At 58.3% G+C, this 19,506-nt stretch carries 14 protein-coding genes; 12 read left to right on the top strand and 2 right to left on the bottom strand.

Going from position 1 to position 19,506, the window contains the following annotated elements; genetic code table 11:
- The first annotated feature begins 3 nt into the window (after nt 1–3).
- Nucleotides 4–2,724 carry a helicase C-terminal domain-containing protein gene (locus B2310_RS05955; protein WP_290729512.1) on the top strand — a complete coding sequence of 907 codons (2,721 nt, stop codon included), beginning with the start codon at nt 4–6 and terminating at the stop codon, nt 2,722–2,724.
- An 84-nt stretch (nt 2,725–2,808) separates the two neighbouring features.
- A complete protein-coding gene (locus B2310_RS05950; protein WP_290725489.1) occupies nt 2,809–4,689 on the top strand; it encodes a hypothetical protein in 1,881 nt (626 codons plus the stop codon).
- A gap of 21 nt (nt 4,690–4,710) precedes the next feature.
- Here B2310_RS05950 and B2310_RS05945 read toward each other — a convergent pair whose 3' ends face one another.
- Complete coding sequence (locus tag B2310_RS05945) at nt 4,711–5,184, bottom strand: c-type cytochrome (RefSeq protein ID WP_173365612.1); 474 nt, start codon at nt 5,182–5,184, stop codon at nt 4,711–4,713.
- Nucleotides 5,185–5,306: 122 nt separating this feature from the next.
- Between B2310_RS05945 and B2310_RS05940 the strand changes: the two genes are divergently transcribed.
- From B2310_RS05940 to B2310_RS05895, 10 genes are all read left to right on the top strand, one after another.
- Complete coding sequence (locus B2310_RS05940) at nt 5,307–6,308, top strand: GDSL-type esterase/lipase family protein (protein WP_290729509.1); 1,002 nt, start codon at nt 5,307–5,309, stop codon at nt 6,306–6,308.
- Between the two features lie 59 nt (nt 6,309–6,367).
- On the top strand, nt 6,368–7,699 hold the full coding sequence (locus tag B2310_RS05935; protein ID WP_173365610.1) for a GGDEF domain-containing protein: 1,332 nt from the start codon (nt 6,368–6,370) through the stop codon (nt 7,697–7,699).
- A 3-nt stretch (nt 7,700–7,702) separates the two neighbouring features.
- Entirely contained in the window at nt 7,703–8,074 is a 372-nt protein-coding gene (locus B2310_RS05930) for a hypothetical protein (RefSeq protein WP_173365609.1), read from the top strand.
- Nucleotides 8,075–8,175: 101 nt separating this feature from the next.
- Nucleotides 8,176–9,012: a TIGR02147 family protein gene (locus tag B2310_RS05925; RefSeq protein WP_173381745.1), complete on the top strand. Its 837-nt coding sequence runs from the start codon at nt 8,176–8,178 to the stop codon at nt 9,010–9,012.
- Nucleotides 9,009–10,664 (top strand): hypothetical protein, encoded by a 1,656-nt coding sequence (locus B2310_RS05920; protein WP_290729504.1) that lies wholly within the window; start codon nt 9,009–9,011, stop codon nt 10,662–10,664. The genes B2310_RS05925 and B2310_RS05920 overlap by 4 nt, the downstream gene beginning before the upstream one ends.
- A 103-nt stretch (nt 10,665–10,767) precedes the next feature.
- Nucleotides 10,768–11,655: a polyprenyl synthetase family protein gene (locus tag B2310_RS05915; RefSeq protein WP_290729501.1), complete on the top strand. Its 888-nt coding sequence runs from the start codon at nt 10,768–10,770 to the stop codon at nt 11,653–11,655.
- Nucleotides 11,655–13,526, top strand: a complete 1,872-nt coding sequence (dxs, locus tag B2310_RS05910) for a 1-deoxy-D-xylulose-5-phosphate synthase (RefSeq protein ID WP_290729498.1) — start codon at nt 11,655–11,657, stop codon at nt 13,524–13,526. Before B2310_RS05915 ends, dxs begins: the two co-directional genes overlap by 1 nt.
- Nucleotides 13,523–14,746 (top strand): TrmH family RNA methyltransferase, encoded by a 1,224-nt coding sequence (locus B2310_RS05905; protein WP_290729495.1) that lies wholly within the window; start codon nt 13,523–13,525, stop codon nt 14,744–14,746. The genes dxs and B2310_RS05905 overlap by 4 nt, the downstream gene beginning before the upstream one ends.
- Entirely contained in the window at nt 14,746–15,633 is an 888-nt protein-coding gene (gene pyrF / locus B2310_RS05900) for an orotidine-5'-phosphate decarboxylase (protein ID WP_290729492.1), read from the top strand. Before B2310_RS05905 ends, pyrF begins: the two co-directional genes overlap by 1 nt.
- Nucleotides 15,634–15,642: 9 nt before the next feature.
- Entirely contained in the window at nt 15,643–16,518 is an 876-nt protein-coding gene (locus B2310_RS05895; RefSeq protein ID WP_290725507.1) for a hypothetical protein, read from the top strand.
- 3 nt (nt 16,519–16,521) lie between these two features.
- On the opposite strand, the gene B2310_RS05890 is transcribed toward B2310_RS05895, so the two are convergent.
- Nucleotides 16,522–19,365, bottom strand: coding sequence for a hypothetical protein (locus B2310_RS05890; RefSeq protein ID WP_290729489.1), 2,844 nt, complete (start codon nt 19,363–19,365; stop codon nt 16,522–16,524).
- Nucleotides 19,366–19,506 lie beyond the last annotated feature (141 nt).

Below are 19,506 nucleotides of genomic sequence, written 5' to 3'. Positions count from 1 at the left end.
ATAATGGACAAGATTCCCGCATTTGTCGCGGTCGATTTGGAAACGACCGGTCTGGAATTTGACAAGGACGAAATTATCGAGGTGGCTCTCGTCCGCTTCGAGAATGGGGAACCCGTGGACTCCCTGGATTGCTTGGTCAAGCCGGCATCTGCCGAACTTCGGCCCTTCATCGAATCCTTGACGGGTATTTCGCGTGCGGACCTGGAATCGGCGGAAGATTTTGCAAGCCTCGCCGGGAAAATCTGCTCGTTTGTCGGCGACCTGCCGCTCGTTGCGCACAATGCGAATTTCGATTCCAAATTCCTGAAGCAATCCATGAAGAAGGTGGGAATCGCCTTCGACAACGTCCGCGTTTGGGATTCGCTTACCTTGTCCAGAATCGCCTACCAGGATGTGCCCAACCATAGGCTCGACACGCTTACTCAGGAACTGGGAATCGAACGAAGCCGCGCCCACCGTGCGCTTCCCGATGCGGATGCCTGCGGAAAGCTGTTCGTGATGGCCTACGAAAAAATCAAGGGGATGGACCCGTGGCTGCTCGATGCGTTCGGGCGCATTGCCGAAGGTTCCGACTGGGAGATTTTATTCGAAAAGAAGGCGGGAGAATTGCCCGAAGCCAAGTTCGCCATGGCGGATGTCCCGTCGCAGGCGGGCTCGCTTCCGACCTGGAAGGCGCCTCGCGTGAGCGAATTCTTGAAGGAAGACGGCCTGCTTTCTCGCGTTGTCGAAGGATTCAAGCCGAGGCTGAACCAGCAGGACTACGCATCGTGCGTGGAACGCAATATGCACAAGGGCGGCCTCTGCGTGCTCGAAGCCCCGACGGGCTCGGGCAAGTCGCTTGCCTATCTCGTTTCTGCCGCGAACAAGGCGGTCACGGGCGAACGCGTGGTTATCAGCACGGCGACACATGCGCTGCAGAGCCAGCTGTGGAACAAGGACATTCCCTCGATCATGCCTCTCTACGAAGGCAATCTCGTGCCCGCGATCCTCAAGGGCCGCGACAATTACCTCTGTCTCCGCAAGCTTTCGGAAATCCTTTCTGCACCGGAAACGCTTCTGGCTCCCGATGAACGCGATTCCTTCATGGCGATCCTGCCGTGGGCCGTTTCGACCCGGAGCGGCGACGTGGGCGAATGTTCGTCGTTCAGCCATTCCCGCAATCGCGTGCTGTGGTCCAAGATTTCGAGCAGCGCCTCTTCGTGTAGCGGCGAAAAGTGCCCCTACTATTCGAAGTGCCCTGCGCTTGCCGCCAAGCGCCGTGCCATGGCGGCGAACCTTCTCTTGGTGAACCACTCGCTGTTCCTCGCGGACCTTTCTCTCGATTTCGCGCTGCTGCCTTCGTACGAACATGTGGTGTTCGATGAGGCGCACAAGCTTCCCGATGCTAGCAACCAGTGCTTTGGGAGGACGGTCTCCTTCTTTGGATTCAGGAATGTGGCCAAGACGCTTTTGCCGACGAAGGATGGCCAGGGCGGGCTGCTCTCGGAAATCCGCTCGCGTATTCCCGAAGAGGATGCCGCGGCCCGTAGCGAGTGCGACCAGCTTACCGCCGATATTGCCGAGACGGAAAAGTGCCTGCACCGCTTCTTCATGAAGATCGGGAAAAAGCTCCAGAAGCAGAAAGCCGGAAGGGGAGGCTTTGTCTTTGCGAACGGGATCCTTGCCGAATACGAGGCGGACCCGAAATCCGTGCTGGACCAGTACGAAATTGCGAAGAGCCGTGCCGAGTCCCTGTTCGGACTCGTTTCCGGAAATCCGCGTATGGAAGGCCTTGTGAAAGATGCCGCCGGCCGTATGGAAGAGCTCAAGCGCTTCATGGCCGATTTCGAATTCCTTGTGAAGGCTGGCCGTAGCGACTGGGTGTTCTACCTGGAAGAACCGTTCAATCCGCATACGCTCAAGATGCACGCCTATCCGCTCGATTCCGGCGATGTCTGGAAGTCCAAATTCTATCCGTGGGTAAAGTCTGCGACGTTCACGTCGGCGACGCTTGCCGTGCAGGGGGATCTCATGTATTTCTCGCAGCGCATGGGCCTTGTCGGCGCGGACCAGCCCAAGCGTCCGTTCCTCAAGGTGTTCAACGAACCGTTCAATAGCGATTCCAGACGCTCCGTGATGGTTGCGCGCTACTTGCCGAAGCCCTCGACTCCCGAATTCGGCGACGCGCTGAACGAGACTCTCGTGCAGGTGCTCCCCGAAGTGGAAGAGAACACGATGGTACTGTTCACGAGCATTTCCGCGATGATGAAGGCGCAGGCGGCGCTCGCTCCCGTTTTTGCGGCGAAGGGCAAACTCCTGTTGTGCCAGCACGTGGATGGCGCTCTCGACGGTCTCGTGGCGATGTTCCGCAAGTCGCGCGGCGCGTGCCTTCTCGGCTGCCAGAGCCTGTGGGAAGGTGTCGACTTCCCGGGCGATGCGCTCAAGCTCCTGGTCATTACGAAGCTTCCGTTCCCGAATCCGTCGGAACCGCTGGTCGCGGGCATTTCCGCCGACCTGAAGGCGAAGGGCGAGAACGTGTTCAAGAGCTACTACATTCCCGAGGCGTACATGGAACTGCGTCAGGGCCTGGGCAGGCTTTTGCGCACGGAAAGCGATTCGGGCAAGGTGCTTGTTCTCGACAACCGTGTAGTGACCGAGGCTTACGGCAAGACGTTTGCTCGCATTTGGAACATGAAGCACGCTACCGCGAATACTGTCGACGACGTGAAGAAGTTCGTTTCTTGACACCCCTCGCCATATTTTCTAAATTTGCGTCCCCCTGAATGTTGTGTTTGGGAAGGGGTGTTCCTTTGATGTTTAGGATTTTTGATGCTAGATCTCTTTAGTTATTTCGATGGTATGTCCAAGTCGCTGCTCCGCGATGTCCATGCGAAGGCGTATGGGAAAAAGGGGCTTCTGAACAATGCGCTCATCCAGTCCGAAGTGATGTCGTTTTTTAGCGACAAGAACCGCGCTGTCGAAAAATTTGCCGCGATGGAACCGTGGCAGCGTCGCGTACTGAACCTGATTTACCACAGCGTCTCTAGGGGCCTTACCTACAATGAGCTCCGCCTGACGGTCCACGTGAGCAAGGAGAAGGAACTGAGAAAGTTCCTGCTTGCGATGTGCAGGGACTTCCTGATTTGGAGGTCGAATTCTACGGGTGCGGCCGTATACCAGGGCTTCAGCGATTTTTCGAGGTGCTTCGAGATAAAGGCGGACGAACCGGCCGGGCTCGACCGCAATCTTGTCGATTACGGGAACCTGCTGAACTGGCACATTTGCATGGTGCTCTCGCTTGCCAAAAAGGGTGAGCTGCGGGTGAACACCAACGGTACGCTCCACAGGAGGAGCTTCCAGATTTGCACGAGCGCGTTTACGGCTGCATCCAAGATTTCGGAAAAGGCCGCCGAGAACGAGCTTTCGCTCATCTTCAATTTCCTCACGCAGAACGACTGGCTCGAACAGGAGAACTCCCTCCTGTACCCCTCCGAGAAGGCGACCGAGTTCCTGAAGACGAGTGGATTCCGCCTCCGTCAGTATGTCCTGTCGTGGTGGCTGAACGTGCGCTTCCGCGGCGATGCCGTGCATTGCAGGCAGCTGCTGAACGAGCTTGCCAAGGGAAGGAGCGTGTCCGAGGCGGCGTACCTCTTCTGGGTCATGGACCCCTCCTACCGGGTCCTCGAGTCGAGCAAGCATCTGGCCTGGGATTTCTTGCCGCGTCCGCTCCGTGAACTCTGGCTTCTCGGGCTCGTGAAGTTCCAGTTCCAGTCGGGCAAGGTCTCGGCCGTTGTGGTAAGCGGTGCGGGGAAGGAATGGATGGAAACGTCCGTCGTCCCGCAGCCCGAAGGGAATGTCTCGATGTTGCCGAACTTCGACATGGTCGTATCTACGGACACTTCGCCCTACCTGCTGTTCCTTGTCTCGTGCCTCTCCCGCGTAAAGAACGACGAATCCTTCCTCTGCTTCAACATCGACAAGGAAGGCTACCTCGCGGGGCTGAAGAGCGGCATATACGAATCCGAGATGGAGCAGTTCTTCAACTGGATCAAGCCGCCCGAGAACGTGCTCTCGACTTTCCGGGAATGGAACTCCTCGTTCTATGGCGCCCGCGTGAGTACGGTCCGGCTGCTGAAGATTGACGACCTGAAGATCCTGTCGGAACTGGCCAGGTTCCCGCATTTCATGGAATGTACGGAAGAATACATCCCGGGCTACGGTTTTATCTTGAACCCGAAACTCGAACACAAGGCTTTTGAAATCCTCGAGAGTTTCGGTTACTGTCCGTTCGTGGATCTGTCCGCGAAGGTTCGCGACCGCGCGCCTACGGAAGAATGGCGCAAGGATTTCACCATCGCCTGGCCCGAGGCGGGCAAGCCCGACTACGAACTCAAGGACGATATCGACGAGGCGTCTATCCAGTCCGCGCTCAATTCGACCAAGTACGGAAGCGTCTACCAGAAGCTGGATACGTTCGACCTGGTGAAGGTGCTCCGCTATGCGAAGATGGCGGGGACGTTCCTGGCCGCAAAGGTCAAGGATCCTGCCAAGCGTGCGGAAAAGGAACGCGAGATTGTCTTCTCCGTCCATGCGCTGCACCTTGCAAGGGCGCCGCTCAATGTCGACATCCAGGAACGCGGAGTCGAATCCATGCTTCCGCTTCCGCTTTCGTTTATCCAGGAAATCAAGGTCCTGCAGAAGAATATCTAGGCCCCCGCGGCGCCTCCCGCGCTAGGGAAGCGTCTGCGCGTAGCCCGCGATATCCTTCATCTCGTCGAGCGAAATCTCGTCGTAGTAGGCTTCCATGTTGCGCTCTTCGTCGCCGAAGTTCATCTGGTACCAGAACGTGGGCATGTCCTCGCGTGCGCGCTCCCCTATGTAGGTGGGCTTCCCGGAGGGATTCACGTTTACGCGCCTGCCGTCTTCGCCGTGGCATGGCCTGCAGTTCTGGTAAAAGAGCTTTGCGCCGCGCTTGAGGTTTGCACCCTTTATCTTGCCGTTCTTGTCGAGCAGCTTGTACACGAGGTACGCCATGCGCGCATCCTCGCGGGTGAGGGTGTCCCCGGGGGATCCGGGGGCGGGCGCCTCCACCTGGGGGGCGCCGGCGCCTTCCGGCGCAGCCTCGCCCGCGGCGGCAAGGCCCGAGAGCAGCCCGTAGAAGGTGGCCGCCGCGATGAAAACATATGCATTTCTGCGCTTTTGCATGTAGAGAATATATAAAACGCCCAGGCTCTGGGGCTGAACTTGCTACTTTGTCCCCCATGAATGTGAAGTTGTTTTTGCCGACGGCCCTTTTTGTGTCCGTCCTTGCCTATGGAGGGCAATCCATGTCCATGCCCAAAGAAGAGTCCCTGCTTTTGCAGGGGCGGTGGAGTGTCAGTGAAGAATGCCTTTGTGCGAGTGCCCCCGCGGCATCGGTCTCCTTCAACGCGACGGCATCCGAAGTTTCGTTTGACATCGAGGGCGAGGCCCGGTTCCTTTTCGAAATCGACGGCAAGGCGGTGAAATACGAGACGGTGAACGACCGCAGGAAACTTTCCTTCAAGGCTCCGAAAGACAAGGCTTCCCACACCTACCGCCTCGTCAAGGTCAGTGAATCCAATCCGGGCAAAATCTGCATCCGCGGCATCGAACTCGGGAAGGGCGGTTCCTTCGGGCCGAAACCGAAGTCCTGGAACCGACGCATCGAATTTATCGGCGATTCCTTTACGGTCGGCTACGGGGTCGAGGGCAAGGGGCCGGAAGACGGCACGCCCTTCGAGAAGACGAACGCGAGCAAGAGCTACGCCTTCCTGCTTGCCGAAGGCTACAAGGCCGATTACCAGGTAAACGCTGTGAGCGGTCGCGGGCTCGTGCGCAACTATGCGAATATCGTCCCCGAGTGGACGCTCGAGAATTTGTACGAATACACGATGATGGGCACCCCCGAGCAGGAAAAGGATGCCGAACGCTGGAATTTCGAGAAGTTCCATCCGCAGGTCGTGGTCGTGTTCGTGGGCATCAACGATTTCCAGGGCGAGCCCCCGTATGCGGACGTGGGCAAGTTCAAGGAAGCGTATGCGAAACTGCTGGATAAGCTCCGCGCCCTGCATCCCGGCGTGAAGTTCCTGCTCGTCGCGACGAAGACGTGGCCGAATGACGACCTAGGCGGCGTTGTCGAGAGCATCTACAATGACCAGGTGGCCGCGGGGAAAAACGATATTGTGTATAAGTTTGTTTACACCGAGAATACCGCCTTGCACGGTCACCCGAGCGAAATGTCGCAAAAGGAGCTCGCGAACACTCTCAGACCCCTTGTCGGGCGCCTTGGCGGGTGGCTTTCGCGGTAGCGGGCTGGTTTAGGAATCCGTAATATGTTATTTTTGGAGGTATATCGGTAGGAAGGAACATGTCGAGAATCATGGAGAAAATATACGCCCTATTCAGGATGAACATCCTGATTTTCGTCCTATTGGCTGCGACGGTCATTGCGCTGTTCGCATACAAGAACGGTTTGGACGATATTACGTTCCTGAACCTTTCTGATTACGCCTACGTGATTCCCGAGACGGACAGCGCGGACGGGGGTGCTTCCGCGGTCGCCCTTACCCGTACGGATTCTTCCATCATTGTCGACTACGAACTCAAGGAAGGCTACGCCTACCCGTATGCGGGCGTGAAGATCCTCCTGGGCGATGGCAAGACCAAGGGCCGCGACTTCTCCAAATACGACAGCATCTTCGTGTGGATCAAGCCCCGTGGCGAGGGAACGGTCCGCCTCTACCTGCGCGGCTACGATGCCGACTTCTACCGCGAGGGCGACGAAGGTTCGCTCAAGTTCAACGAAATCGAGTTCTTCCCGCTCGAAGAGACTTATCCCGCCGTGTTCGTCCCGCAGGAATTCCGCGTGGCGTCCTGGTGGGTCGCCCAGAACGAAATCAACGTCCACAAGGCGCGCGTCGACCTCTCGAACATCCCGCTTATCGAAATCCAGACGGGCACGAACGCCCCGCTCGGCTACGGCACGCTCGAAATCCGCGGACTCTGCTTCAAGGGCAAGAAGATCCCGTGGGCCGACCTCGTGACCATCATCGTCGCGGTCTGGTTCGTCACCTTCCTCATCATCCTCGTCATCCGTTTCTTCGACTACAACCGTGAGCGCGCCGCGAACAAGAAGCGCCAGGAAGAACTGGAACGCTACCTCGAGGCTCTCGAAATCGAGAAGAGCGAATACGAGAAGTCCAGCCGCACCGACCCGCTTACTGGCTGCCTCAACCGCGCCGGTTTCGGTAGCGTGCTCCTGCGCGAACAGGAGAACCTCAACAAGAACGGTTCCTCCGTCTCGTTCGTGATGCTCGATATCGACCATTTCAAGGAAGTGAACGACACCTACGGCCACAGCGTGGGCGACGAGGTGCTCGTGAACCTCTCGAAGCTCATCCAGGGCAAGATCCGCAACAGCGACAGCCTGGTGCGCTGGGGAGGCGAGGAATTCGTCATCCTCTGTGGCGACACTCCTATCCAGAACGCGCAGTTCCTGGCCGAGAAGCTCCGTATCGCCATCGAGAAGGCCCAGCTCATCAAGCAGCAGACCATTACGTGCTCGTTCGGCATTGCGGAGATGATTCCGGGCGAAGATCCCAAGAAGCTGTTCGAACGCGCCGACAAGGCCCTCTATGCCTCCAAGGAAGGGGGCCGCAACCGCGTGACGAGCGCGACCTACAAGCGCCAGAACCGATAGCCTATGCGCACGCGTCTTTCCTTTGCCCTTGCGGCGTTGTCGCTTCTGCTCGCCTCGTGCGCACACAAGGAGCCGGAGGTCGATTTCAAGCCTATCCAGCTGTCGTGGAACGCCCTCTCCGAGGAGGCCGAGAACCACCCGGAAAAGGACGCCTGTGTGATTGCCGTCACCGCAAAAATGATGCGCGAGAGGGCGGTCCTGGACTCGAAGTCCGAGGTGCTGGACTACCTGGTGAACTACGATCTTAAGGGCGGTATCCTCGAATTTGAGGGTTTTTGCGGGATTTCGGCTTCCCGTGAATCCCCGGAGTGCCGCTGGACGGCCTCATGCCCTAGCGCCGAAAATGTCGTTGTAAAATTTCACAACGGAGACTAGCCCCTAATACTACCTTTTTGGCTTGCGCTGTTTTATTTTTAATCTGTTAGCCCACAAGACTTTGCGGGCCACCCCGAGGGGTGATTCCAGAGGATATTTTTGTGAAGCCGATTTTTGAATATACAGACTACCGCGAATGGATCCGTGACGCATTTGACGACTTCAAGCAGCGCAAGAGCGTCATCTCCTGGCGTTACATGGCGATGAAGCTCGGGGCGGACCCGGGCAACCTTTTGCGCGTGTCCCAGGGAAAGATCCACCTCACGCTCTCTCTCGTGAAGCCCATGGCCGAATTCTTCGGGCTCGACGAGAAGGAGACCGCCTACTGGACCGAACTTGTTTGCTTCGGCCGCGCGAAGACGGATGCCGAGGCGCTGAACCATTACGAGAAGATGCAGATCCTGAAGGGGATCCCCCTCAAGAGGCTTGCGAAGAAGGAGCTTGAGTTCTACCGCAACTGGTATTGCAACGCCATCCGCTCGATTATCGGCATCTGCAAGTTCAAGGACGACTTCGAGGGCCTGGCGGAGAGCTGTACGCCCCCGATTACGGTGGAAGAGGCCAAGAGTGCCGTAAAACTTTTGTATGATTTAAACATGATTTCGAGGGATAGGGATGGATACTGGAAGGTGAACGACACCTTCGTGAGTACCGGTGGAAACTGGCGCTCCGAAGCCGTGCGTACTTTCCAGAAGGAAACAATCCGTCTTGGCGGCGAATCCCTCGAACGCCATGCGCCTCCCCTCAGGGACATTAGCACGGTGACGATGACGTTCAACATGGACGACATCGCGCTCATCCGCGAAAAGATCAAGGAGTTCCGCAGCGAGCTTCTGCGCATGTCGCAGGAAGGCGATGGCGACGATACGGTCTTCCAGCTGAATGTCCAGCTGTTCCCGATTGGATTTGCGAAGAAACTACAGGAGAAGGAAAAATGAAAAAGTTGCTTCTTCTAATGCCGATCGCCCTTATGGGGTGGTTCTGTTCTTCCGCGCCCGATGAATTTACGAAAGGTCCCGGCAGCGAGACGACGAACGGACTTGCGCTTATCGACGGCAAGCCTGCTTCCTATGCGTCTGTCGCGCTCCGGAAGGTCAACTTCCGCGCTTCGCAGGCAGTCGAGGAGAACGCCCTCGTGGTGGCCGACGGCTATGCAGACGAGAAGGGCGCCTTCGAGGTGAAGATTCCCGAGGAAGGCGAGTACCGCTTGACGGTGGTCCATCCGGATGGAGTCGCGTTCTCCAAGGTCGTGACCCGCGCCGATTTCAGTGAATCGAACGACAAGGCTTCCCCCGACACGGTGAACCTCCTCGCGACCGCCCTGATGGCTGGAGTCGTGGATGTTCCCGAAGGCAGTTCCAATGTCTGGGTGGGCGTGCTCGGTACCGACGTGCTCGTGAAGACCGATTCGAACGGCTGGTTCGCGTTGTCCGCGCTCCCGGCGAACGATTCGCTGCACCTCTATTTCGTTGACGGGGACTACGACAAGACCCTGGACGAAAAGACCTTGTACCTGAAGCCCCGCGAATCCGTGCTGAAGGATTATCGCGCTCCCGATCCCGATGAAGGGAAAATCGTCGCGCTCCTGAAGGACGGTACTCCTGCTGCCTATGCGACGGTCGCCCTCCGTGCCGCCGACGCGAAGGCCGAAAAGTTTGCAGTCCAGAATGCGATGGTGGATTCCGATGTCCGCACCGATGCGAACGGCAGGTTTACCATGGAATGGCCCGAGAAGGGGGAATACCGCCTGACGGTCGTTTCTGACGGGTTTGCTTTCTCGAAGGTGTTCGATGCGGAAGACCTGCCGGATCTCGATACCATATGGATTTCGGCGACCGCGTCTGTTTCGAGTAAAGTAACGCTCCGCACGGTGGATGAGTTCCTCTGGGTGGGTGTCTACGGGCTCGATGTGCTTGTGAAGACGAACAACGTGGGTGCCTACGTGCTCCCGAGCGTGCCCGCGGGCGATTCGCTCCCGATATACTTCGTGACTGCCGATAGCCTGAACAGCCTCTATGCGGAATGGAACACTGTGGCGGAATCCAACAGCACGCAGTTCCTGAACCCGGTGAAGGTCCTGCAGGATTTCGAGAATGGTGGCGAAGGCTGGTACCTGAATACGGATAGCCTCAAGAAGGGTACCGAAATCAAGCCTGCGAACAGCGTGAAGGAAGGAATCGTGTACGATTCGACCCGCAAGTCGAAGGTGTTCCACGGCACGTACAAGCTGGCTAGCGACGATTACGCCTGGGCGCTTGTGGGTACCGCGTTTGAGCACAACATGAAGTTCTCCGAAATCGATTCCGTGGTGTTCTACGCGAAGGGTAACGGTAACATCAGGCTTTCGCTCGAGAACTACATCGACCCGAGCAAGAACCTGAAGGCCGCCACCGAATGGATCCCGCTTTCCAAGGACTGGCAGCGCATCAGCGTGAACCCTGCCGAACTCTGCGTGGGTGCCGCGACGACGGAATCTTGCTTCACCTCGTGGAGCGGAGTCAAGAGCTGGGTCAAGCAGTTCCACATCTTCGTGCAGGACGGTTCCGAGTTCTACATCGACGACGTGATTCTCTACGGCGCACTGTTCTAACGCACATGAAAATGACCGAAAAGCCCCTGCCGGGGGCTTTTTTATTTGATATTTGAACAATGCCACCATTGTTTGTAAACGCGAATTTAAGTATCTTTGGATTATGGAAAATCTTGAAAAAGAATCTGCTATAGCGCAGGACTACCTTGCCCGTATTGCCAAGGAAGCGGAAGCGAAATTTGACGAACACCTTCCCCCCGTAAGTGACCGCCCGTGCCGCCTGCACGAGGCTATGCGTTATTCCATGTTTGCTGGTGGAAAACGCTTGCGTCCGGGCCTTGCAAAGGCGACGTTCGACATGTTCGGCGGCAAGGGCGACAAGATCTGGCTTGCGACATCTGCGCTCGAGATGCTCCACACCTTTAGCCTCATCCACGACGACCTGCCCTGTGTCGATAATGACGACTACCGTCGCGGAAAGCTCACGAACCACAAGAAGTTCGGGGAGGCGACTGCCGTCATGGCGGGAGACGCCCTGTGCGTGCAGGCTTTCGAACTGATGGGCAAGACGGGCGATGCCCAGGCGATAGAGCTGCTGGCCCACCTGCTCGGTACCTACGGCATGATCGGCGGCGAGATGACCGATATCGAATGCGAAGGCAAGACGGTCGACCTCGAAATTGTGGACTACATCCATTACCACAAGACGGCTGCCCTTATCGAGGCTTCGCTCCAGGTGGGTGCGATGCTGGCTGGCGCCGACAAGAAATCTATCGAAGCTATCCGCGATTACGGACGCTCCATCGGGCTTGCCTTCCAGATTGTGGACGACATCCTGGACATTGTTTCTACGACCGAGGAACTGGGCAAGGATGCCGGTTCCGACATCGAGAAGGGCAAGGCGACTTATCCTTCGCTGGTCGGACTCGAAAAGTCCCGCGAGCGTGCGCACGAACTCTACGAAGAATCTCTCCTTGCCTTGGATAGGTTGGACTGCGACACCTCCATCCTCCGCGCGATTGCCGCCTTCATCATTACACGGGTTAAGTAATGGAATTGAAAGACGTAAAGTCTCCCGAGGACATCAAGCACTGCTCCTTGGACGAATTGAACCGGCTTGCATCGCAGGTCCGCGAAACCATCATCGGGCAGGTCTCGAAGCATGGCGGGCATCTTGCGTCTAGCCTTGGCGTCGTGGAGCTCACGCTTGCGCTCCATTACGTGTTCAACGCCCCGGACGACAAGATTGTCTGGGACGTGGGACACCAGGCTTACGTGCACAAGCTTCTGACGGGTCGCTACGACCGGTTCGACACGCTCCGTCAACAGGGCGGCATCTCCGGGTTCTTGAAGCGCTGCGAAAGCGAATACGACTGCTTTGGCGCGGGGCATGCGACCACCTCCATTTCGGCGGCGCTCGGTTTTGCGGTTGCCCGTAACCATTTCAACCGCAAGAACAACGTGGTGGCGGTCATCGGTGACGGCTCCATGACTGGCGGTATGGCCTACGAGGCCCTGAACAATGCGGGCGTCTCGAAGCAGAACATGACCATCATCTTGAACGATAACAAGATGAGCATCGCGCCGAACGTGGGCGGGTTCAGCAAGTACCTGAACCGCGTTATATCGGACCCGGTCTACAACAAGATGCGTTCGGACCTGGACCGCCTGATGAAGAGGCTTCCGGGTGTGCTCGGCAGCCGTTTCCGTGATTTGTTCCTGCAGGTGGAAACGGCCGCGAAGAATGCGGTGAAGCCCGGAACGTTCTTCGAGGACCTGGGCGTCCGCTACTTTGGCCCGATCGACGGCCACGACATTAACGAACTTATCATGATCCTTCAGAGGGTCAAGAACCAGCCCGGTCCCTGCATTGTGCACGTGCTTACCGAGAAGGGCCGCGGCCTCAACGCTGCCGAGAAGAATCCGACGAAGTTCCACGGTACGGGCCCGTTCGATCCCGAGAGCGGACTTCCGCTTTCGCCGGGCAGCCCGAATCCCTCGCTGACAAGCGTGTTCGGCAAGACGCTTTTGGAACTTGCGAAGAAGGACGACCGCATCATGGGCATTACGGCCGCGATGCCGACCGGCTGCGGCATGGATATTGTCGCGAAGGAACTGCCCGACCGTGTCATCGATGTGGGCATCGCCGAAGAGCATGCGGTTACTTTTGCCGCGGGGCTCGCCTGCGATGGCGTTGTTCCCGTCGTGGCAATTTATTCGAGCTTCATGCAGCGCGCCTACGACCAGATTATGCACGACGTGGCGCTCCAGAATCTGCATGTCGTTTTCGTCCTTGACCGCGCAGGGCTTGTCGGAGCCGACGGCCCCACGCACCATGGCGCATTCGACCTTTCGTTCCTGCGTACCGTTCCTGGCCTTACCATCATGGCTCCGAGCGACGAGAACGAGCTCCGCGACATGATAACGGCCTCCATCGACATGGAAGGCCCGGTCGCCATCCGCTATCCGCGTGGCACGGCGCTTGCCGAATCCCTTGCCCCGGTAAGCGACAAGCCTTTTGACGCGAAACTCCCGAAGGTCATCGAGCAGGGGAAGGATATCTTGCTGCTCGGTGCGGGATTCATGACAAACGAACTCAAGAAGACGGCAGAAATCCTGAAGCAGAACGGATACAGCCCGACGCTTGTGGATGCGCGCCTTATAAAGCCGCTCGATACGCAATCTTATCGGGGCCTGTTCGAAAACCACAAGGTCATCGTCACGCTCGAGGACAATACCCGAATCGGCGGCTACGGTTCTGCCGTGTCGGACCTGCTCGAGGATCTCGGCTATACGGACAAGAAGGTGTTCCGCTTTGGCTTGCCGGATCGTTTTGTGGAACAGGGCGAAATCAAGGAATTGTATAAACTACTTAAAATCGATGGCGAATCTGTCGCCAGACAGCTGATGGAAAAATTATGAGCGAAGAAAACAAGCGCACAGTGAGAACGACTTTGAACCGCAAGTTCGGAGTTAGCGAAAAAAGAGACGAACGTCGCCCCCGCCGCGACGACGATTCCCGCACGGATTCCGGCGACCGCCCGTTCCGCAGGGAAGACCGCCCTGTATTCAAGGGCTCCGACCGTCCGGGATTCCGAGGCGACCGCCCGCGCGGTTTGCGCGAAGACGGACGCCGCCGTGAAGATGGCGAAGGCCGCTTCAGCCGCGAACGCCGTCCCCGCAGCTTCGGGGATCGCCCCTTCAAGAAGCGCTTCGACCGCGACGCCCGTCCGTTCCGCGCTTCTGGCGACATGGGTGCTCCCGTGTACCGTCAGCGTCCCGAGCAGAAGGCCGAACTTGTCGACGAGAATATCGACGAATCCGTATTGGAGACTCAGGCGGAACAGACTGCGTCTTCCGAGGCGAATCCGCCCTGGTTCCGCAAGCTCCTGGCCATTACGACCGAGAAGGGCCGCGAACGCGAAGGCCGCTTCCTTGGCGAAGGCGTGCATGTCGTTGACGAACTTGTCTCCCGTCATCGCGAAATTGTGATTGCCGTGTATGTCGTCGAAGGTTTCGAGGACGAGAACCTCATCGAAAAAATCAACGACGCCGAAGTCACGCTCCACGTGCTCACGCCGGAACAGATGAAACAGCTTTCCTCGACGGTTACTCCGCAGGGGATTATCGCCCATTGCCGCATCGCGAACACCAAGCCCGTCTACGAGGCGAGCCGCAGCGTGCTCACGCTCGTTGACGCCGTGCAGGATCCGGGCAACCTCGGGACGCTTTTTCGTACGAGTCTCGGTTTCGGTTCCAACGGCATGGTGCTCGGCCGCGGTACGGTGAGCCCGTTCAACCCGAAGGTGGTCCGCGGCTCCTCGGGCACGTTCCTGCGCGTTCCCTTCGAATTCGATATCGACCTCGTGGACCACATCAACTTCCTGCGCAGCAAGGGCTATACCATCATTGCGACGGACCTGCACGCAAAGCAGAGCCTGAAGGAAATTCCGAAGCACAAGCTCCGCAAGATGGCCTTCCTCGTGGGGAACGAGGGCGCAGGCACCAATCCGTATTTCATCGAGCTTGCCGACGAGACGGTGAAGATCCCGATGAGCAGCGAACTTGAATCCTTGAATGTTTCCGTGGCGCACGGAATCCTCAGCTACGAAGCCGCGCAGATCCAGGAGGAACTCAAGTAATGGCGAATTTCCACGAACTTCTCGAACAGAGAATCGCGAAGTGCGGGAACCCGGTATGCCTCGGCATGGACCCGGTCTTGAAGCTTATCCCGCTCGAAGGCAGTGCCGAAGAGAAGATCAAGCGCTTCTATTCCGACATTCTGGAATGCGCATTGCGCCGTAACGTGCAGCCCGCCGTGGTGAAACCCAACAGCGCCTACTACGAATGCGTGAGCGTGCAGGCGATGCTTGTGCTGCAGCAGCTGATTGCCGACTACAGGAGCGCGGGCATTCCCGTTATTCTGGATGCAAAGCGCGGCGACATCGGCAAGTCGAGTGCCGCATATGCGACTGCCGCCTACGATGTGTACAAGGCAGATGCCGTGACGGTTTCGCCGTGGATGGGTGCCGATTCTGTCGGCCCGTTCATCCGCGAGAACTCCGAAAATGGCGCCTACGTGCTGCTCCGCACGAGCAACAAGGGTGCTCACGATTTTCAGGACATGACGGTCGTCCGCAGCGATGACCCGCGCGACAATGCGCAGGCGTTCTACTCCGTTGCCGACAAGATTATGGAATGGGACGGAAGTCTCGGGTACCTGGGTGCAGTCGTCGGTGCGACGCATCCCGAGGAACTCGAACAGATTACCGCCTACACGGTCGCGAAGAAGCACGAAATCCCGTTCCTGATTCCGGGCGTCTCGATTCCGGGAGTGCCGGGAGGACAGGGCGGCGACGCGAAGACCGTGCTTACCGCAATCGCGAACGGCGGCGGCAAGCGCAAGTTCCACGTGCTCAACAGTTCGAGCGGTCTCAATTTTGCATGGCAGCGCAACAACACGCCGTCGAATTTCGCGAACGACTGTATCGACGCTCTCGAAAAACTGGCCGAGGCCTGCGCGCTATAGGGAAGGCCTATGCGGTTCGTTGCATGCATCGTTCTTGCCGTAGCGGTTATCGCGCTCGCCTTCAACCTGGCGAAGCCGCTCCCGAACGCGCATTTCGATGAATCCTTCTTGCCGAAGGCTTCGTACGTGAAGTATGTCGCCGCTGGGAATGACGCCTCCGTCGCGGGGCTCCTCTGGATCAAGGGGCTTACGGACCTGGGCGAGAGCTTCCTTTCGGGCAAGGAGTACAACCACCTGAGCCATGTGGCGAACCTCTGCACCGAACTCGACAGCCTCTTCTACACGCCATATTACTTTGTCGGTAGCATCACTCCGATCGATACGCAGGACACCACGGACTTTATCGTGATGCGCCGTGCAATCAAGAACTTTCCGGAACAGTGGCGCCTTGCGGTCGGGTTCTCGCTTCGCCTCTCGAAGGGACCCTTCCCTAACCCGCGTGCCGCGGCCGACGTGATGCGCCCTTACTTCGACAGTCCCGATACGACGATTCCCCAGCATATCCGCCTCATGTACCGCACGTTCGAACTCGATGCGGAACAGACGGAGACCGCGCTCGAAATGATCCTGAACGACGTGATGCAGCCCCGGTTCAAGAAGTTCCGCGAAAGCTTCTACAACAAGACTTTCCGTGTACTGGGATACCGTGGCATCGGCTCGAAGACAGGGGCTGATTCCACCAAGTACAACGACGTGAAGAATACTATCGATGCGTTTGCCGATGGAAAGTTGCCTCCGCCGTATGCGTTCCACCACCTGCTTTCGCTGAAGAAGGTCGAGAAGAAGGAAGAGGAAACTGCCGCAGTAGAACCCGCCGAAGAAAATGCAAAAGAAAAACCCGTGGACGGTGCCACGGGTGATGCAGCGGAAACACCCGCCAATTAATCCTTATCGTGTTATTGCAATGCGGGTGCTGAACAGCATCTTGCCGTTGCTTGTCGCCCTCACGTAGTACGTGCCCTTCGATTTCGCGAGGCTCCTTACGGGTACGCGACCCGACTTTGCGAAGGTTTTGTCGTACACGTTTTTCCCGCGCATGTCGAATACGGTCAGGCGCATGCTTGCGTTGTCCAGCACGAATTCCAGGTTGCCGTTCCTGTAGTTCACGCTCCCGAATCCTTCGGGCTTTGCCTTCCGGGCAATCGCAGTCGTTCCGCCGGATTCGCTCGAGCCCATGTTCCAGTCGCTCGGGACGCGTGCCGCGATTCCCCTGCCCGCCGTGCTCATGTAGACGACTCCGTAGGTGTTCATGTCGCCCATCACGAACTCGCCGTTCGCGAGCCCGCCGTATTCGTGCCCGTCGTCGTTCACGCGGGTCCATGTCTTGCCTGCATCGTCGCTCCCGAACACGCCTACGGTTTCACCCACCTTGCCGAACGCGTAGATCGCGGGGTAGCCGCCTGCAGCTTTAGGCTTCCCGTAGCCTACGGCCTCGCAGTAGCCTATGCCCTCTGCGGGTGTCCAGCTCTTGCCGCCGTCGGTGGAGTGGAGTAGCTTGCCTGTCACGGGGTCGCCGGTCTCGTTCCTTTCGGCGATAGGGAGCCAGAGGTCGCCTTCGTATCCCGGGATGGCGCGGAACTTCTTGTCGTTGCTCTTGCCGGGTTCGCTTACCTTCATGAACGTGCCGCCCTTGTCCTCGCTCCTGAAGAATTCTCCCGTTGTTCGGTTGTATGCATAGAACACGTTCGCGTTTTCGGGATCGCCCACGACGAATGCCGCGTTGTCGATTCCCGATACGGTTTCCCATCCGGAATTTACCTGGCGGTAAACGGTGGTGGTTCCGCTACCCGGTACCCACACGATGGTGCTCCCGTCGGTGGAAATCGCGACTGTGCCTTCCTTGTAGTTCTTGTCGAGGCTTCCGTAGGTGGCCACGCTCCAGGTGCGCCCGGAATCCTTCGAGACCTGCACCGGGTCGATGGGCACGTCGTTGTACTGTCCTTCGTAGGCGCGGGTGGCGCTCACCTTCACGAGCGTTCCCGATTTCGGGGCGTAGGCGAGTGCCCACGTGGAACCGAGGGAGGTGTTGGTGCCCGAGACGGAGGTGAGGTGCCTGTGGGTGGGGAACTTCGAGATGTCCTCGTGCCTGAATCCGTCATAGTCGGCGATGACGGAAACTAGCGGGCCTCCGGGAATGCTCACCACCTCGTAGGGGACGGTCTCCTCGATGCCGTGTGCGTTGAAGTGCCATATCTGGCCCTGGACCGCCTCGTCGCTCGAATAGTAGTAGTTTGTCGTGGAATCGAACGTTCCCGCAGGTATCACCTCGTAGTCGTCCATGTTGTCGCAGCGGAAGATGCCGTTGCCGGAACTCACGAATACGCGCTTGGGGTTGAACGGGTCGATTGCCGCGCTGCCCGACCAGTGGATGGATCCTCCCTGCATCCAGCCGATTCCGTTCTCGTCCATCTGCTTGACGGTGGGGTAGTAGCCGCCTTCCATCCAGTAGTACTTGAAGCTTGCGACCCATGTCTTGCCGCCGTCCGTGGTGCGGAAGATGTTGGAACCCCACTGGTCGCTCCACTTGCCGTTTTCGCCGTCGGTAGCGATATACCAGAATTGCGGGCCGCGGTAGCCTTCCGTGGTGACGACCATCTCGTTCGGGTCTTCCGGATTGATGGATATGCCGCCGTAGGGCGCGATATAGGAGTAGTTTTCCATGTCGGCGTAGTCGGCGTTGTCGTATTCCGATGCGCCCGTGTTGCCGTCATCGATGTAGTCTTCCGGCGATACGTCGGTCCAGGTGAGCGTCGCGATGTCGCACTGCAGCACCGCACCGCGGCCGAACCCGTCGTATATCATGCCCCAGCCCTCGTCCCAGCCCATGGAATGCGGGCCCGCGCCGTCGGCGAACGTGACGGTGAGCGTGCTGCCGTCCTTCGAGACTACCGCGCGCTGCGGCATCAGGCGTACCTTCGCGCCACCTGCGGTAGTGCGGAGCGCGTCGGGAATCGGGAGCGGTTTCCAGGTCTTGCCCGCGTCGGTCGAGGTGAACACGTTTTCGAACGTGGATTTTGCCGTGCTCCCTTCGCGCAGGAATCCGGCGTAGAGCGTGCTGGAACTGCCCGGCGCGAACTGCACGAAACTGAACCCGGAGCCGTTCCAGGTGGTATCGCTCCCGGCGGCCGCGGTCCAGGAATCAACGTGGCTCCAGGTGGAACCGTTGTCGTTTGATTTCCAGAGCCCGGACCTTCTCGAACCGTAGAACATGATGTCGGTATTGTTCGGGTCGATGGCGAGCGCTTCGCCGTTCCCGCGGCCCATGCCGTTGCCGTGAACGCCGAAATCCATCACCACGCCGCCCTTCGCGCCCGTGGAATCCCAGGTGTAGTGCACTTCCCAGCTCTTGCCGTAGTCCGTAGAACGCAGGAGGGCGCTGCGGGCGTTGCTGAAGTAGCTCGTGCCCGCCATCATGTACACCTTGCCTTCGTCCTTCGGGTCTACTGCGATAGCCTCGATCCCGAGCAGGCCGAGTTCGCTCACGTCGACCCAGTCCATCATGGATTCCCAGCGCTTGGTTTCCTCGTTCCAGCGGTATGCGCCGCCCACGTCGGTGCGCGCGTAGAACACGTTCCTTTCAACAGGCGAGGCGATGACGGCGCTTACGAACCCGCCGCCGCCCATGCTCACGTTGCTCCAGTTGAAATCGCCCTCGCCGGTCGCTGCGTGGACGGCGAGAGATGCCCCCGCGATGGCGAGAATTGCACCCGCGGGTTTGAAAAAGTTTCCCATAATCACCTCACATAACCAGGACGGGAAGCCCCGTAATGAGGAATATATATTATGTCTCCTGGAACCGTATTGCCCGCGCGAGCTTCCACGAAAAAGCCGTTGTGCGGTTTTCTACGATACTAAACACCCCGAAATAAGCAT

Source organism: Fibrobacter sp. UBA3629 (genome assembly GCF_002374005.1).
Classification (GTDB): domain Bacteria; phylum Fibrobacterota; class Fibrobacteria; order Fibrobacterales; family Fibrobacteraceae; genus Fibrobacter.
The sequence above is the reverse complement of the archived record's forward strand: the minus strand, read 5'-3'. Positions and strand labels throughout refer to the sequence as shown.

Excerpts from the sequence above, each read along its gene's own strand:
- B2310_RS05955 (WP_290729512.1), top strand. The coding sequence starts at position 4 with ATGGACAAGATTCCCGCATTTGTCGCGGTCGATTTGGAAACGACCGGT.
- B2310_RS05950 (WP_290725489.1), top strand. The coding sequence starts at position 2,809 with ATGCTAGATCTCTTTAGTTATTTCGATGGTATGTCCAAGTCGCTGCTC.
- B2310_RS05945 (WP_173365612.1), bottom strand. The coding sequence starts at position 5,184 with ATGCAAAAGCGCAGAAATGCATATGTTTTCATCGCGGCGGCCACCTTC.
- B2310_RS05940 (WP_290729509.1), top strand. The coding sequence starts at position 5,307 with ATGTCCATGCCCAAAGAAGAGTCCCTGCTTTTGCAGGGGCGGTGGAGT.
- B2310_RS05935 (WP_173365610.1), top strand. The coding sequence starts at position 6,368 with ATGTCGAGAATCATGGAGAAAATATACGCCCTATTCAGGATGAACATC.
- B2310_RS05930 (WP_173365609.1), top strand. The coding sequence starts at position 7,703 with ATGCGCACGCGTCTTTCCTTTGCCCTTGCGGCGTTGTCGCTTCTGCTC.
- B2310_RS05920 (WP_290729504.1), top strand. The coding sequence starts at position 9,009 with ATGAAAAAGTTGCTTCTTCTAATGCCGATCGCCCTTATGGGGTGGTTC.
- B2310_RS05915 (WP_290729501.1), top strand. The coding sequence starts at position 10,768 with ATGGAAAATCTTGAAAAAGAATCTGCTATAGCGCAGGACTACCTTGCC.
- dxs (WP_290729498.1), top strand. The coding sequence starts at position 11,655 with ATGGAATTGAAAGACGTAAAGTCTCCCGAGGACATCAAGCACTGCTCC.
- B2310_RS05905 (WP_290729495.1), top strand. The coding sequence starts at position 13,523 with ATGAGCGAAGAAAACAAGCGCACAGTGAGAACGACTTTGAACCGCAAG.
- pyrF (WP_290729492.1), top strand. The coding sequence starts at position 14,746 with ATGGCGAATTTCCACGAACTTCTCGAACAGAGAATCGCGAAGTGCGGG.
- B2310_RS05895 (WP_290725507.1), top strand. The coding sequence starts at position 15,643 with ATGCGGTTCGTTGCATGCATCGTTCTTGCCGTAGCGGTTATCGCGCTC.
- B2310_RS05890 (WP_290729489.1), bottom strand. The coding sequence starts at position 19,365 with ATGGGAAACTTTTTCAAACCCGCGGGTGCAATTCTCGCCATCGCGGGG.